This is a genomic window from Porticoccus sp. GXU_MW_L64 (assembly GCF_052983295.1).
The window spans coordinates 1-14,563 of sequence record NZ_JBRKJK010000019.1; the positions used below are offsets into that span (position 1 = coordinate 1).

Genomic DNA, 14,563 nt, shown 5'->3' on the forward strand with positions numbered 1-14,563 from the left:
ATGGCAACACCGCTGAGAGTCAAAATGGGCCCAGCCCTTCGGGTTGCGCCTGAAATGGCGCCATACTGTGTTATTCGTCGTTTATTTGGAGCAACCAAACCACTCTCCTCATGCCTTGTCTGGCGCCATTTCAGGCGCAACAGCAATAACTCACTAATTGAGAACGCCCCCTAGTTATTCTTGCGGTACAACCACCGTTAACGTGCGCTTTTTCCTGTCCCGCATAATTCCGATGGACAACTCGTCACCGGGGCCATAGGTAAACAGCAGGTTGGTCACCCAGCGGGGGCTTTTGGCGGTGCGACCACCGATGTCCAGAATCACATCACCCGGCCGCAACTGATAGATGTTGTCGTCACCGGCATTGATCACCAGCACGCCGTTGTCTGCACCAAAGTACTTTCCCAGGCCTTCATTGAGGCTGGCCATTTCCAGGCCCGCCCTGTCCCTTGAGTGCAACGCCAGAACCGCACCGGGATAGCCCTTATCTTTAAGGATTTTTTCGATTTCCTTGTGAACTTCGCTGAAAACAGTAAATTCCGCTGTGCGGGCCTTGGTGATCATGGACTTTTGCAACCGCTTGCCCTCGCGCTCCACCACCAGAGTAATTTTTTCACCGGGCTCGGGATAACCGAAGTTGTTCATGGCACTGCGCATGGCATCGCCACTGCCGTCGTCTTTGTTTACGTCGTTGCCGTTTACCACCACAATCAGGTCACCGGCCTGCAAACCGGCTTCGTCGGCAGCGCCGCCGGGCATTACCTTGGTGATCACCACTTGCCCCTGTTCCGTGGAATCAAACAAAATACCAATGACACCGGCAGGCTTTTTGTGCTGTTTGATGTCTTTCAGGTCTTCCAGCAGTTTTTCCACTTCCAGCGGATCAGTGGCCGCCAGCATATCCAGTGCTTGCTGAAATTCAGAGTGTTCAAAATCCAGCGAATCGATTTCCATAACCATGTCCCTGGCAGTGGCCAGTTGGCTGCACAAAGTCAGCGTCAGGCCAGCGAGTAGTGTTTTCATCATGGTTGCTTCTCCCATTAGTCTTTAAAGCCAGATGCCTTTGTCCGGAACGCGAATGGCCGATTCCAGTAATTGAGCACTCAGTTGGTCACGCTGTCGCCGCAGAGAAACCTGCTGACGCAAGTCACCGTAGTGGCGGTTGTCATCAATTTCCTGAATCCAGCTGAGCATGGCAATTTCTTCCAGCGCCTGATCGGTGCTGTAGGTGCTGCGTGACATCAGCGCCAACGATTCGCCAAACCGCGGCAATGGCTCAGCACCGCCCCCACCCTGAATAGCAGGCTCGGCCCCCGGCCAAAGTACCACCACCAATCCAATGGCCGCCACAGAAGCGGCAATGGCACCCCAGTAAGAGCCCCGCTGCCGTGGTTTTGCACTGGTCTGTTGATCCAGATGCGCGGCAATCTGCTGCCAGCAGTCGTCGGGGGCCTGCTGCAAGGGCAACTCTCTTAACGCCTGGTCAACGGGTATCTGTTTGTTCAGGTCATTCATTACTACACCTCAATATGTGCCTGTGCAGGGGCGTCTGCTGCTGCCTGCGGCAAATACACCTGCAACTCTTTGCGGGCCCTGGACAGTTGAGCCCGGGAATTGGACTCGGTAATTTCCGTCATTTCGGCGATCTCCCGGTGGGTATACCCCTCTACTGCATGAAGCCAGATCACCGTACGCCGCAGTGGTGGCAGTTGCGCCAGCGCTTGCTCCAGGTCCCGCTCGCAACCACTGCTCTGTGCCTCTGCTTCCACCTGTTCGCAGGTTTCTGCATCCAGCGGCACATCCTGCCAGCGTTGCCAACGCTTCTGGCGGCGCAATTCACTGAGACAGGTATTGATAAAAAGTTTCCGCAACCACCCCCAAAAAGGCGCATCGAAGCGGTATTGGCCGATCTTGCGAAACACCAACAGCATGCCTTCCTGAAGAATATCCCGGGCCACTTCCGGACACTGAGACAGCTTTAACGCCAGGTTGTAAGCAGGTAGCTGAAAGGCGTTGTACACATCCTTGAAGGCCGCCGTTTCACCACGCTGGGCGCGCCGGATAACGTCAACGGGAAGATCAACGGCAAAGGAGCTTTGTCTCATATTCATGTAGACGGCGGGATTGGCGGTTTTGTGACAGAGCTTAGTCGATTTTTTGCATGGAAAAGCGTTGGTGGGAGCGCACAACTACTTGAGTTGCCTTGATTCAGCTCCCGGTAGTGGTTGATATCTCCGCCGAAAAAAGGCCGCAGCAGCGACCTTTTTCTTGAGAACATCCGTTACCAGATTCTCACCCGCTGTTCCGGCGGCAGGTAGAGAGCATCCCCCGGTTGTACATTGAACGCCTCGTACCAAGCATCCACATTGCGCACAATGCCGTTAACGCGAAATTCCCCCGGCGAATGGGGGTCGGATTTGAGCAGTTGAATCTGACGCTGCTCGCGGGTTTTGCCCTGCCACACCTGGGCATAGGCAAGAAAAAAGCGCTGATCGCCGGTAAAACCATCAATCACTTCGTCTTCGCGGCCATTCAGATAGCGCTTGTAGGCATCGTAGGCGATCATCACACCACCCAGGTCACCGATGTTTTCGCCCAGCGTGAACTGACCATCGACAAAGTGGCCGGGTACGGCTTCGTACTGGTTGAACTGGGCTACCAGTTGATCGGCGCGGCGTTTGAATTCCTCGGCATCCGCCTTGTTCCACCAGTCCCGCAGCACGCCAGCGCCATCGGATTTGCGCCCCTGGTCGTCAAATCCGTGGCTCATTTCGTGGCCGATCACCACGCCGATGGCACCGTAATTGACGGCAGCATCCGCCAGAGGGTCAAAGAACGGAGCCTGTAAAATCGCCGCCGGAAATACGATTTCGTTGAACACAGGATTGTAATAAGCATTGACGGTTTGCGGCGTCATGCCCCACTCGGTGCGATCCACCGGCTCCTCCAGCTCCTTGACAGCCTTGGCACGGTTGTAAGCACGGGCGCTGTGGATGTTGTCAAACAGATCGCCGTCGGTGATTTCCAGGCCGGCGAACTGTTCAAACTTTTCCGGATAACCGATCTTGGTGCTAAAGGCATCCATTTTGGTTTCCGCTGCTGTTTTGGTTTCGGCACTCATCCACTCCAGCTGGTTAATGCGGCCACGGAGGGACTCTTTCACATTGGCCACCAATTCCGCCATCATCGCTTTTGATTGTTCCGGGAAATGGCGCCTTACATAAACTTCACCGATAGCTTCGCCGAACATGCCGGAAACGAAACCAACGCCCCGCTTCCAGGGCGCCCCCATTTTTTGCTGACCACTGAGAATGCCCTGAAACTGGAACGCCGCTTTTTCCAGTTCTTCATGCAATACGCCTGCACTGTTGGCCACCAGAGTGAAGGCCATGTAGTCCTTCCAGGTTTGCAGGTTCGCCGGGTCGGTAATCATGGCGACACCGGGAGCAATGGCCGCGGGATTGCCAATAATCCATTTCTTGCTGGCGGCCTTGTCCGCATTGAGGCCACTTTCGGTCACAAACCAATCCCAATCGAGCCCCGGGAAGGCAGCTTTTACTTCCTCATAACTGTACGGGTTGTAGGTTTTGTTGGCGTTGCGGGAATCAACCCGGTTTAACAGCAGTTTTGCCAACCCGGTTTCCAGTTCCAGAATATTCCCGGCCGCCTGTGTTGCGCGCGCCTTCTCGTAACCGGCAAAACCGAGCATGGTGGCGATATGGATTTTGTAGGCATCGCGAACAGCGGCAAATTGCTGTTCCAGATAAAAATCCCGGTCTGGCAGATTAGTGCCGCCAACACCGGTAACAAGGGTTTTCTTTGCCGGGTTTTTGCGATCCAGGCTACCGCCGATACCGATGGGAGCGCCGACGCCATTGAGGTCCGCATTGGCAAACATTTGCAGCGCTTGCTGCACGGAATCGATGGCGGCGATGGCATCCAGTTGTTTCTGAATCGGGGCCATAGCCAACTCATTGCGGCGCTCCACATTCATATAGCTTTTGTAAAGGTCGCTGATTTTCTGCTCTACTGTGCCTTTGGGATAGGAGCTGTCGCCCAAGTCAAGAATGATATTTTTTACCTGTTTTTGAGCGTCTTCGGTCAGGCGAGAAAACAGCCCGTAGCGCACCTTGTCCGGCGGCAATTGATAACTGTCCAGCCAGCGGCCACTGGTGTAGCGGTAAAAATCATCACCCGGTTTTACCTTCAGGTTGCGGGCAGTAAGGTCGACCCCCCAATCGCCGTAAACCGGCTTTGGTGTATCGTCGGCCACCTGGCCACCACCACAGGCGACCAGCAGTGCCATGGCCGTTGCACTGGCTATTAACGTTAATTTTTTCATTCCCTTACCCCTTTATTTTTTATAACGAATTTTAAAAACAACAAAGCCGGCATAAGCCGGCTTTGTCGGGTGCCGTGGTTACATATTACCCACGGGAATTTTTAATGCCATCGATAATGGTGCTGGGCGATGGCAACAGCTGCGGCAGCCTGTGGGCGCCGGTGAGTGAATCGCCGGGCTCAAAGTACAAGTACAACGGAACACCCGGCTGATTGTACAGTTCCAGAATTTTGGCAATTTCCGGGTCGCCGTTGGTGTCGTCACCAATAAATACCTTGATGCCTTCCTCGGCAAAGAACTTTTGCGTGGCCTCTTTATGCAACGCAGTTTTCTCATTGGCCTTGCAGCTCACGCACCAGTCGGCAGTAAAGTAGGCAAATACGCGCTCGCCATTGGCCAGACTTTTCATCAAGGCTTCTTCTGTGTAAGGCGCTTCGCCACCGGTTGTTGCCAGAGCCAGCTGCACTTTGGTGCGTTGCTCTGTATCCAGCTCAAGGCCGGCGTCTTCAATAATGGCGATCAGATCAGACACACCCTGGCGCATTTGTTTGGCATTTTCCTGTTGGGAGACAGCCAGCTCTTTGCGATCCATAGCCAGGGAGCCAAAACCAACCACTACAGCCAGAGCCAATACCGCAGTTACCCGCCAGGCATTGGGGCTGGTGGCCATGGGTATTTTACCCCAGGCCCAGGCCGCCAGAGCGATAGCCAGAGATGCGGCGATAGCCCAGACCATGGCATCGGTGCCACCAAGTACCCAGATCAACCAGGCCGCTGTACCGAACATGGGGAATGCCAGTACGGTTTTGAACACGCTCATCCAGGGGCCGGGGTTAGGCACAATGCGGCGGGCATTGGGCACAAAGGCAATCAACAGGTAAGGGAACGCCAGGCCAAAGCCCAGCCCCATAAAGATCACCAGAGCACCGTACCAGGGCAGCGTAAAGGCATAGCCCAGAGCCGGAGCCATCATGGGTGCGGTACAGGGAGTAGCCACTACCACCGCCAGTACACCGGTCCAGAAGGAAGATTTTTTGGAGTGGGTTTCGCCTTCATCGGTGAGGTTGGAACCCACATTCATCATACTGGTGCCAAACTCGAAAGCGCCCAGCAGGTTCATGCCAATCAGCACCATCAACAGCACCATGGACAGCACAAAAATCGGGTTGGTCAGCTGGAAGCCCCAGGCCACCGCTTCGCCGGCGGCTTTAATGGCGATAACAATAGACGCCATGATCAGAAAACTCACCAACACACCAACAGTGTAAAACACACCACTGCTGCGTACTTCCCGCGGGTGAGAGTCACCCATTTTCGCCAGGCTGAGCATCTTCAGGCTCAATACCGGCAATACACAGGGCATCAGATTAAGAATCAGACCACCGCCGAAGGCCAGTACCAGAGCCCACAAAAAACTGATAGAGGCTTCGCCACCCTGGGCAGCCGGAGCGGATACAGCGAGTTGCTCAGCGGCAGCGGGAGTACCGCCAGAGCCACCGGAACCACTGTCAGAGCCGGAAGCGGGTGCGGCAGCCGCATTGGATTCGGAAGTTTCAACGCCGTTTTTGCTAACGCCACTGATAAATTTCGCCTGTTTGTTGCCGTTGGCGTCTTTGTAAGTCACCAGCAAGTCGATCTGTTCGTATCTTTTCAGGCGCTTGCCAGCGGTCATATCCGCACTGAGAACACCGTTGCTGACCTGGGTTTCCTGGGTCATGGTGTGTTCCACCATCTTCTGCACAGAGGGCCAGAGGTAGATGTCGCTGGCGCCCTGCTCCGGGAAGCTCACTTCAAAGCGAACCCGACTCAGGTCGGCATTGGGGTAAAACGCAGCCTTCCAGTTGACGTTTTCCGGCTGGTGATTGCGAGCAGATTTGAAAGCATCAACATTGGCAGGGTCAATGTCACCGCCGCCGATGGGCAAGGTGATAGAAACCGGCACACTTTGTGGCACACAGTTGGCGTCGTCACATACCAGATAGCTGGCCTTGCCGCCAAGGGTAATATCGCCGCCGCTGTAGTCGGCGGGCACCGACACCTTCATGGTGATGGCATTCATGGCATCGTAGCCGTAGGTCACAATGCCGGCCATGGAAGCGAGGTGGGGTGTTTCGTAGGTAAATTCACCCACTTCGACACCCGTGGGCAGGTCTTTCCAGCGAACCTTCATGGCCTTGCCAGCTTCACCGGGGTTTACCCAGTAGTTGTGCCAGCTGGGGTCAGGGGTCACCAGCAGGGCGAGGGTAAAGTCCTTACCGGGCTTGACGCTGGATACTTCAGAAATCAGGTCGATGGTACTGTAGGTGCCGCGCGCGGGCTCCGCCTGTACTACTGTGGATATGGCGGTTGCCACTACCAAAACTGTGCTTAAAAGCGTTCTCAATACCGCTTTCATGATTCACCTCTGCTCACCAAGTGACGTTATTGTGGATAATGGGAAAGGAACTGGCCGTACCTGAGTACCACTATTTTCAGTGGTGCTTAATGTACCCAAAATAGCCCGCACAGTCAGTTTAATATTGTTATATATTTGTTAAGAAAAAAAAGGATTTTCGAAAATAACAGAAAAAACAGAACTTTATTCCAGCATAATTTCTGCCAAAGCAACGGCGACTAATTTTTTACCGAAGACACCAGACGAGACACATAATTCTGCAAATCTGCAGGACCGACATTGGGGGTAGCCCGAATGACACCCTGGCTATCGAGGATAATGATTCTCGGAATGTGGAACACACTCCACTGATCAAAAAACTGGTGATTCTCGCCCACATACCAGTGTTCAAAAGGCAGCTCGCTTTTGGCGACAAATTGCCGGGCATCGTCGAGATTGCGGTCAATGCTGATCGCCACCAGGGAGAACGGCTTGCCCTTCATGCTCTGTTGCAGCTTATTCATATCGCTAAAGCCAGTGATGCATGGCTGGCACCAGGTGGCCCAGACATCAATCACAACCACTTTGCCCAGATGGTCTCGCAGTCGCGCCGGTTCACCATCGAGGTTGCGAATATCAAACTCCGACAGTTGCGCCCCCGGCACACTGTTAAGCAACTGGTAGTGTATTTTCGACGCTCTGGAAGCAATGGATAGCTTGGGAATCTGTTTGTTTGGGGCGTGATCGGAAACGTACAGTGAAAATGTCTGTTCGCTATCAAGCAGAGGCGTCACCATATCCAGTGCCTGCTGCCTGACCTTGCGCCAGTTTCTTTTCTTCCAGCCGCTTTCACAAAGATGCTGGTTGATACTGGCGGCTTCCTGATCGCTCATCTGGCCAAAGGAAGATCGCCTTTTCGAGATGGTGTACTGCTCCATGGTCATATCGAATTCGGCCAGATTAGCCAGTAGCTCGGCCATCTTGCGGTACACCATGGCGAGTTGCAGCCTGGCTGACTCGCGCACCACCTGATTAACACCCTCGTCGGCGGCGGCCAAAAGCAGATTTTCACAATCGCTTTCAAAGTGAACCAGGGAATACATCATGGGGAAAAACAGTGACAGAGACGGCTCGTTCATGTGGTGTCTGGCCAGAATACGGCAGATTTCCACAAAGGTTGCCCGGCTCTTGTTTTTCGACAGCGTCAACAACATGGCATCCACCGCCAGAGCGTCGTCCGACTGCTGGCGGTATATCTCGGCAGCCTTGCTGATAATAGCCTGCCGGCGTTTGGAAATTTCCTGAGCGTTTATGGGCTCGCCGGATTTGGCGCTATCGCGCAGCGAAGCCAATTGCTGGTTAATCTGCTGCCAGGCAATTTGACGATCAGTCTGATGTGCCTGCACCGCCAGCGCCAATGAAAACAACAGAGCAGCCAATACCACTCGTTGCAAGGCACCGAAAAACACACCAAAGCCATTGACCATAAAAACATCTGCCAGAAAAATTACACAAAGTGGCGCAGCTGACGTCCATAAATTCACAGCCAGTTCACCACAAAAATTGACCATACACAGGCCAAATTTCCGCAACCACGCGGTTTACCAAACTTTACACCCACCATACAGGGAACAGCTTCAAGCCATTTTTCAGCCAACGATGGCCACAAAAAAACCCCTGTTGACGGAGGGAGATGCCAATCAGGGGTTAGCGCTTTTTGTATGCGGCTCTGTACAAGCTCTTGGTTTTCTGGAGCCAGATATTACTGCAGTTGCTCCTATATGCCAACTCTGTCACAAAATGCTCTGTCACAAAATGCCAGGGGTGTTAACACCCCTAACCCTGCAAGTAACTCGGCAATTATTGACCCACGCCCTTCGTTGATGCAGTGATTTGGGTGTAAAATCCGCCCACTTTCCATTCCATCAACCGACTCCTTTTCACAAGAGGCCAACTCCAGCCATGGCTGAATACGTGTACTCCATGAACCGCGTGGGCAAGGTAGTACCGCCCAAGCGCGAAATCCTCAAAGACATTTCCCTGTCGTTCTTCCCCGGCGCCAAAATCGGTGTACTGGGTTTGAACGGCGCCGGCAAATCCACCCTGCTGCGTATTATGGCCGGGGTAGACAACGACTACGAAGGCGAAGCCCGCCCCATGCCCGGCATAAAAGTGGGCTACCTGCCCCAGGAGCCGCAGCTGGATCCGGACAAAGACGTAAAAGGCAATGTGGAAGACGGCCTGCGGGAAGCCTTTGACGCCCTGGCCGGGCTGGAACAGGTGTACGCCGACTACGCCGATCCGGATGCAGACTTCGACAAACTGGCCAAAAAGCAGGAACAATTTGAAAACATTATCCAGGCCTGGGACGCCCACAACATCCAGAACCGCATGGATGTGGCCGCCGACGCCCTGCGTCTGCCCCCCTGGGATGCAGACGTGAGCAAACTGTCGGGCGGTGAGCGCCGCCGGGTAGCCCTGTGCCGCCTGCTGCTGTCGCGCCCGGACATGCTGCTGCTGGACGAACCCACCAACCACCTGGACGCGGAATCCGTACATTGGCTGGAACGCTTTTTGGTGGACTTTAACGGCACCGTGGTGGCCATTACCCACGACCGCTACTTTCTCGACAACGCTGCTGGCTGGATTCTGGAACTGGACCGCGGCCGCGGCATTCCCTACGAAGGCAACTACACCAGCTGGCTGGAACAAAAAGAAGCTCGCCTGGCACAAGAGGAACGCAGCGAAGCCTCCCACCAAAAAGCCATCAAGCAGGAACTGGAATGGGTGCGCCAGAACCCTAAAGGCCGCCAGGCCAAGAACAAGGCTCGCCTGGCCCGTTTCGACGAAATGAATTCCCAGGAATTCCAGAAGCGCAACGAAACCAACGAGATTTACATTCCACCGGGTGAGCGCCTTGGGGACAAGGTGATTGAATTCAACAACGTCACCAAAAGCTACGATGGCCGCACCCTGCTGGAAGGCCTCAACCTGTCCATTCCCAAAGGCGCCATTGTCGGCATTATCGGTGCCAACGGCATGGGTAAATCCACCCTGTTCCGCATGATCACCGGCCAGGAACAGCCGGACAGCGGCGATATCGTTATCGGTGAAACCGTACAGGTGGGGTTTGTGGACCAGAGCCGCGCCAATCTGGATGACGGCAAAAGTGTGTGGGAGGAAGTGTCCGGCGGCCACGACATGCTGCGCATCGGCAACTACGAAGTCAGCTCCCGCGCCTATGTGGGGCGCTTTAACTTCAAGGGCAGCGATCAGCAGAAGCGAGTTGGCGACCTGTCCGGCGGGGAGCGCGGCCGCCTGCACCTGGCCAACACCCTCAAGCAAGGGGCCAATGTACTGCTGCTGGACGAACCCTCAAACGACCTGGACGTGGAAACCCTGCGCGCCCTGGAAGAAGCCCTGCAAACCTTCCCCGGCTGCGCCATGGTGATCTCCCACGACCGCTGGTTCCTGGACCGCATCGCCACCCACATCCTCGCCTACGAAGACGACGGCCATATCGAGTTTTACGAAGGCAACTACAGCGAATATCACGAGGACTTGATCAAACGCAAAGGGGAAGACGCCCAGCCCCATCGCATCAAATACAAAAAGCTGAAGGACTGACCGCCATTGCCCACTCACAACCGGCAGACCATCGTTCTGGTGGAAGACGACAAAAAGCTGTCCGGGCTGCTTTGCACCTATCTGCAAAACAACGGCTTCAGCGTCCTGCCGGTTTACCAGGGCAATGAGGCAGCCGACACCATTACGTCGCAACAACCCGCGCTGGTGATTCTGGATTTGATGCTACCGGGCACCGATGGTTTGAACATCTGCCGGGAAGTGCGCCCCCGCTATCCCGGCAAAATTCTGATGCTCACCGCCAGTGACGACGACATTGACCAGGTGGCGGCGCTGGAAATTGGCGCCGACGACTACGTCACCAAACCCATTCAACCAAGAGTGCTACTGGCGCGCATCCGCATGCTACTGCGCCGCACGGACGCTGAGGCGGAACCGCAAAACGCGGGCCGCCAATGCACCACCGGCAGCCGCGAGCTGCGTTTTGGCGGCCTGTATCTGCACCAATCTCTGCACCAATGCCAGTTGAACAACGACATCATCGACCTGACCCCCAGCGAATTCGACCTGCTCTGGCTGCTGGCCAGCCACGCCGACGAAATCCTGTCCCGCGACCAGTTGACCAAAGCCATTCGCGGCATCGACTACAACGGCCTGGACCGCACCGTCGACAACAAAATCGCCAGCCTGCGCAAAAAACTCGGCGACTCATCTGCGCGCCCCAAGCGCCTGATTACCGTGCGCGGCAAAGGCTACCTGTTTGTGCCGGATTATTGGTAGGGCAAACCCCAGCCCCGCAGGGCGGGTTAGCCGAAGGCGTAACCCGCCAGATTACTACTGCTGCATTCGCAATAACCCCCCCTGACAAAGCCATACATTTTTCCCCCGCAAAATCCGGGCTGCAAAGCTACACTGGTCATTAATTCACCATCAGGGTCCGCTGCCCCATGAAACGACAGTTTTTATCGCTTTATCTTTGGCTGATCAGCGGATTTTTGCTGGTATTTATCGCCTCAGACATACTTATTGAAAAGCTGCACGGAAATGTTGAGTACGACATGTTCCAAAGTCGCCTCGAATCTTATCGCGAGCTGGCCGTTAATCAGCACCCCAACGACCCGGATTCACAACTGGCCACCATGCGCCACCTGACCGCCAGCAACGGCGCGCAGATTTCCGTGCTCGATCTCCCCATCACCGAAGTGCTGTACCCCGAAGAACAACAACGCCTGCACAAACACGGCATTGTTGCCATTGATGAACAGGACGAAGCCGCCGTTTTCCAGCTGGGCAATTCAAGCACCATCTATGAGCTCAGCTATCCGGAAAACAGCGACTTCTTCCAGTACATCGACAGCGTCTCGCTGATAGATATGGTGTTCACACTGCTCTTTTTTGCACTGATCAGCGGTATATGGACACACCGGCTACACAGCAAACTGGCCACCCTGGAAAAAGCCACCATCGACCTGTCAGAAGGCAAACTGGACTCCCGGGCACCCACCGGCAAAAAGTGGGAGCTGGGTTCACTGAACCGCAATTTCAACCATATGTCCGGGCGCATCCAAACCCTGATACAAAGCCACAAACAACTCACCAACGCCGTCGCCCACGAACTGCGTTCTCCGATTTTTCGGCTGCAATGCCAACTGGACATGTTGGCAGAAAACGACGCCACAAAAGAGCAGCAGCGCTTTATCAACGGCATTCACGAAGACCTGCAAGAACTCGACAAGCTGATAGAAGAAATTCTCAGCTACGCGCGCATGGAACGAGCCGAACTGCCATCCAATATCCAAGCCCACGCCCTCGGGCCCTGGCTGCAAGAACTGGTGGATTACGTGCAAACCGAATCGCCACTGACCATCACCTGCTCACCACCAAAAGAGGCACTGACTCTGGCCTTCGATAGCCATTTGCTGCAACGGGCGCTGTTAAACCTGACCAGAAACGCCATCCGCCACGCCAACAACATCGTGGCCATTAACGTCGATGTCGGTACAAGCACCGTCAGCATTCGCGTGCAAGACGATGGCCCCGGAGTTCCGTCCGACCAGTACGATAACGTATTCAAACCCTTTTACCGCCTGGATTCCGCCCGCAATAGAGACAGCGGCGGCCATGGCCTGGGGTTGGCCATCGTGCGCGAAATCGTCAACCTGCACAAAGGTAGCGTCAGTATCAGCACCTCATCCATGGGGGGAGCCTGCTTTACCATCTCTTTACCACTGTCTTTGCAAGTCACGCAGCGTGGCGACCCAGAGTCTGTTTAACAAATTAGTGGTTAAAGGCACTGGATTGCCACGGCCTTTGGCCTCGCAATGACAAGATTGCTGATGGAGATCGCCACACTGCATTCGCAATGACATTCACTGACAAACCAAGACCAACCACAACTACTGTCCACATCCGCAATCCCACAACATAGCGCCTGATTCACACAATATTTCAGGAGCTTGTTATGGACTTCAAAAGCACAATGGCAATCATCAACAGTACTTGTGTCTCCGCAGCACTATTATTTCTGACGGCCTGTGGCAGCGGCGGCAGCGGCCCCACTCCCACGGCCCAAAATGTAGTGGGCGCCACCTCTCAACAACAGTGCGAAAGCGCTGCAGACAGAGACGCCCCCGCGTGCTTTGTGATTTCCGGCAACCAGGCCAGAATGTACGGCGTGCTGGGTTCGGCCTCACCAAACACAGTGAATACCCTGGTCAGAACTCACCCCTCAGTCACCGAAATTGTCATGGTGGACGTGCCCGGCTCCATGGACGACGATCAAAACCTGAGAGCCGCCAGAGCCCTGCGTACCGCCAACCTGAACACCCGCATCGAAGCCAATGGCTCCATTGCTTCCGGCGGTGTGGACTTTTTTATAGCCGGCGTACAGCGCACCATTATTAATGGCGCCACCATCGGCGTGCACTCCTGGGCAGAAGGCAATACCGAGGGTTCATCCCTGCCCCGCAACGACCCCCGCCACAATGTTTACATCGACTACTACCGGGACATGGGCCTGGCGGACCCCAGCGGTTTTTACTTCTTTACCCTTAACGCCGCCCCCTCGTCGGGCATACACAACATGACCCCGGCGGAAATCAGCCAATGGCAGCTGGCAACGCCGGTGGCGCAGCAGGTAACCAGCAGCTCAACAACCGTGAAGGTCTCCCCCGGAAATAAACTGGGCGAGCATCGGGTATCGGTCAGCCAGGACAACAGTATTTTTGTGGAAGGCGACAGCGCCGACACCCTGTTTCAGCCGGGCACCGGCGTCAGCTATATCGATGGCGGCCCAGGCCGCGACACGGTGAGATTCTCCGGCCCCTACGCCCACTACACCATCGACCGCAGCGGTGGCGAGATTACCGTGATCGACTCCGATTATTCACGCAACGGTGTTGTGGTGTTGAAAAATATGGAACGGTTGATATTTACAGACCGGCAGCTTCCCTTGACAGAAGGGAAGTAGAGAGAAACTGAAGAACTGGCAAACAATCCAAACTGCCCGCCACCTCAAAAAAGCGAATCGGTGGCGAGCAGTGTGATGTTATTTACGATTAAGCGCATCCAGCGCGGCAATCACCCCACGGGGGTTATCACCCAAAATCACCTGATCACCCACCACCGTAGTAGGCAGGCCGTGGCCACCCAGGGCCAGAAACTCCTCCTGGGCTTTTTCATTGAGGTCTACATCGTAATCGGTATAGGCAATGTCTTCCTTGTCCAGGCTGCGCTTCAGGGTTTTACAGGGGCCGCACCATTCAGCGGAATAGATAACCACCTGTTCTTCCCCTGCAACAGCGGCAGCAGCGTCTTTCCCTACGTCCTGAGCCACCACGGTTTCTGCCTGGTTGCAGGCCGCCAAAAACAAAGGGGTTGCAAGGAATATGGCGGGTAGCCAATGATTTCGTTTTGTCATGGTAATGCTCGATATGTATTCCGGGGGCCTATAGAGTGCTTCAAACGCGAAAATATCCCTGCCGAGTTGCTGTTTACATAATTTTTAACGCCTGTGACGCTATTTGGTTCAACTCCGCCCCCCCGCCTTGCTGATAGGCAATGATCTTCTCCCGCATGGCCGGCGCCCAGAATTTCTGGATATGCTCAGCCACAGCGCTGGCCGCAGCGTCTTCACCGACAAATTCCACCGGTTGGTTGGCGGCGATTTGATTGGCCATTTTTATCAGCTGGGGCAATTGGTCAGTGATACTGCTCATGGTTACTCCTCAAATTACCATCCTCGGCAATGACATACGAGATTC

General features: G+C 54.8%; 12 protein-coding genes. 4 read left to right on the forward strand and 8 right to left on the reverse strand.

What is annotated here, in order from left to right; all coding sequences use genetic code 11:
• Positions 1-174: 174 nt before the first annotated feature.
• The 6 genes from ACVBEJ_RS13190 to ACVBEJ_RS13215 all read right to left on the reverse strand — a co-directional run bounded on the left by ACVBEJ_RS13190 (position 175) and on the right by ACVBEJ_RS13215 (position 8,287).
• Positions 175-1,026: a PDZ domain-containing protein gene (locus ACVBEJ_RS13190; RefSeq protein WP_447130107.1), complete on the reverse strand. Its 852-nt coding sequence runs from the start codon at positions 1,024-1,026 to the stop codon at positions 175-177.
• Positions 1,027-1,047: 21 nt separating this feature from the next.
• Positions 1,048-1,515 (reverse strand): hypothetical protein, encoded by a 468-nt coding sequence (locus tag ACVBEJ_RS13195; protein ID WP_447130108.1) that lies wholly within the window; start codon positions 1,513-1,515, stop codon positions 1,048-1,050.
• Positions 1,516-1,517: 2 nt separating this feature from the next.
• Complete coding sequence (locus ACVBEJ_RS13200; RefSeq protein WP_447130109.1) at positions 1,518-2,111, reverse strand: RNA polymerase sigma factor; 594 nt, start codon at positions 2,109-2,111, stop codon at positions 1,518-1,520.
• Positions 2,112-2,281: 170 nt separating this feature from the next.
• Positions 2,282-4,342 (reverse strand): M13 family metallopeptidase, encoded by a 2,061-nt coding sequence (locus tag ACVBEJ_RS13205; protein ID WP_447130110.1) that lies wholly within the window; start codon positions 4,340-4,342, stop codon positions 2,282-2,284.
• Between the two features lie 85 nt (positions 4,343-4,427).
• The gene (locus ACVBEJ_RS13210) at positions 4,428-6,737 is read right to left on the reverse strand and encodes a cytochrome c biogenesis protein CcdA (RefSeq protein ID WP_447130111.1); all 2,310 of its coding nucleotides are present in this window, start codon (positions 6,735-6,737) and stop codon (positions 4,428-4,430) included.
• A gap of 218 nt (positions 6,738-6,955) precedes the next feature.
• A complete protein-coding gene (locus ACVBEJ_RS13215) occupies positions 6,956-8,287 on the reverse strand; it encodes a TlpA family protein disulfide reductase (RefSeq protein WP_447130112.1) in 1,332 nt (443 codons plus the stop codon).
• A gap of 391 nt (positions 8,288-8,678) precedes the next feature.
• Here ACVBEJ_RS13215 and ettA point away from each other — a divergent pair, with 391 nt between their 5' ends.
• The 4 genes from ettA to ACVBEJ_RS13235 all read left to right on the forward strand — a co-directional run bounded on the left by ettA (position 8,679) and on the right by ACVBEJ_RS13235 (position 13,770).
• The gene (gene ettA / locus ACVBEJ_RS13220) at positions 8,679-10,343 is read left to right on the forward strand and encodes an energy-dependent translational throttle protein EttA (protein WP_447130113.1); all 1,665 of its coding nucleotides are present in this window, start codon (positions 8,679-8,681) and stop codon (positions 10,341-10,343) included.
• A 6-nt stretch (positions 10,344-10,349) separates the two neighbouring features.
• The gene (locus ACVBEJ_RS13225; protein WP_447130114.1) at positions 10,350-11,081 is read left to right on the forward strand and encodes a response regulator; all 732 of its coding nucleotides are present in this window, start codon (positions 10,350-10,352) and stop codon (positions 11,079-11,081) included.
• 167 nt (positions 11,082-11,248) lie between these two features.
• Positions 11,249-12,574 (forward strand): ATP-binding protein, encoded by a 1,326-nt coding sequence (locus tag ACVBEJ_RS13230; protein WP_447130115.1) that lies wholly within the window; start codon positions 11,249-11,251, stop codon positions 12,572-12,574.
• Positions 12,575-12,762: 188 nt separating this feature from the next.
• Positions 12,763-13,770 (forward strand): hypothetical protein, encoded by a 1,008-nt coding sequence (locus ACVBEJ_RS13235; RefSeq protein ID WP_447130116.1) that lies wholly within the window; start codon positions 12,763-12,765, stop codon positions 13,768-13,770.
• A gap of 78 nt (positions 13,771-13,848) precedes the next feature.
• Here ACVBEJ_RS13235 and ACVBEJ_RS13240 read toward each other — a convergent pair whose 3' ends face one another.
• Entirely contained in the window at positions 13,849-14,220 is a 372-nt protein-coding gene (locus ACVBEJ_RS13240) for a glutaredoxin domain-containing protein (RefSeq protein WP_447130117.1), read from the reverse strand.
• A 73-nt stretch (positions 14,221-14,293) separates the two neighbouring features.
• A complete protein-coding gene (locus ACVBEJ_RS13245; RefSeq protein WP_447130118.1) occupies positions 14,294-14,518 on the reverse strand; it encodes a formate dehydrogenase subunit delta in 225 nt (74 codons plus the stop codon).
• Between the last annotated feature and the right edge of the window lie 45 nt (positions 14,519-14,563).

Excerpts from the sequence above, each read along its gene's own strand:
- ACVBEJ_RS13240 (WP_447130117.1), bottom strand. The coding sequence starts at position 14,220 with ATGACAAAACGAAATCATTGGCTACCCGCCATATTCCTTGCAACCCCT.
- ACVBEJ_RS13205 (WP_447130110.1), bottom strand. The coding sequence starts at position 4,342 with ATGAAAAAATTAACGTTAATAGCCAGTGCAACGGCCATGGCACTGCTG.
- ACVBEJ_RS13210 (WP_447130111.1), bottom strand. The coding sequence starts at position 6,737 with ATGAAAGCGGTATTGAGAACGCTTTTAAGCACAGTTTTGGTAGTGGCA.
- ettA (WP_447130113.1), top strand. The coding sequence starts at position 8,679 with ATGGCTGAATACGTGTACTCCATGAACCGCGTGGGCAAGGTAGTACCG.
- ACVBEJ_RS13215 (WP_447130112.1), bottom strand. The coding sequence starts at position 8,287 with ATGGTCAATTTTTGTGGTGAACTGGCTGTGAATTTATGGACGTCAGCT.
- ACVBEJ_RS13190 (WP_447130107.1), bottom strand. The coding sequence starts at position 1,026 with ATGATGAAAACACTACTCGCTGGCCTGACGCTGACTTTGTGCAGCCAA.
- ACVBEJ_RS13245 (WP_447130118.1), bottom strand. The coding sequence starts at position 14,518 with ATGAGCAGTATCACTGACCAATTGCCCCAGCTGATAAAAATGGCCAAT.
- ACVBEJ_RS13200 (WP_447130109.1), bottom strand. The coding sequence starts at position 2,111 with ATGAATATGAGACAAAGCTCCTTTGCCGTTGATCTTCCCGTTGACGTT.
- ACVBEJ_RS13230 (WP_447130115.1), top strand. The coding sequence starts at position 11,249 with ATGAAACGACAGTTTTTATCGCTTTATCTTTGGCTGATCAGCGGATTT.
- ACVBEJ_RS13235 (WP_447130116.1), top strand. The coding sequence starts at position 12,763 with ATGGACTTCAAAAGCACAATGGCAATCATCAACAGTACTTGTGTCTCC.
- ACVBEJ_RS13195 (WP_447130108.1), bottom strand. The coding sequence starts at position 1,515 with ATGAATGACCTGAACAAACAGATACCCGTTGACCAGGCGTTAAGAGAG.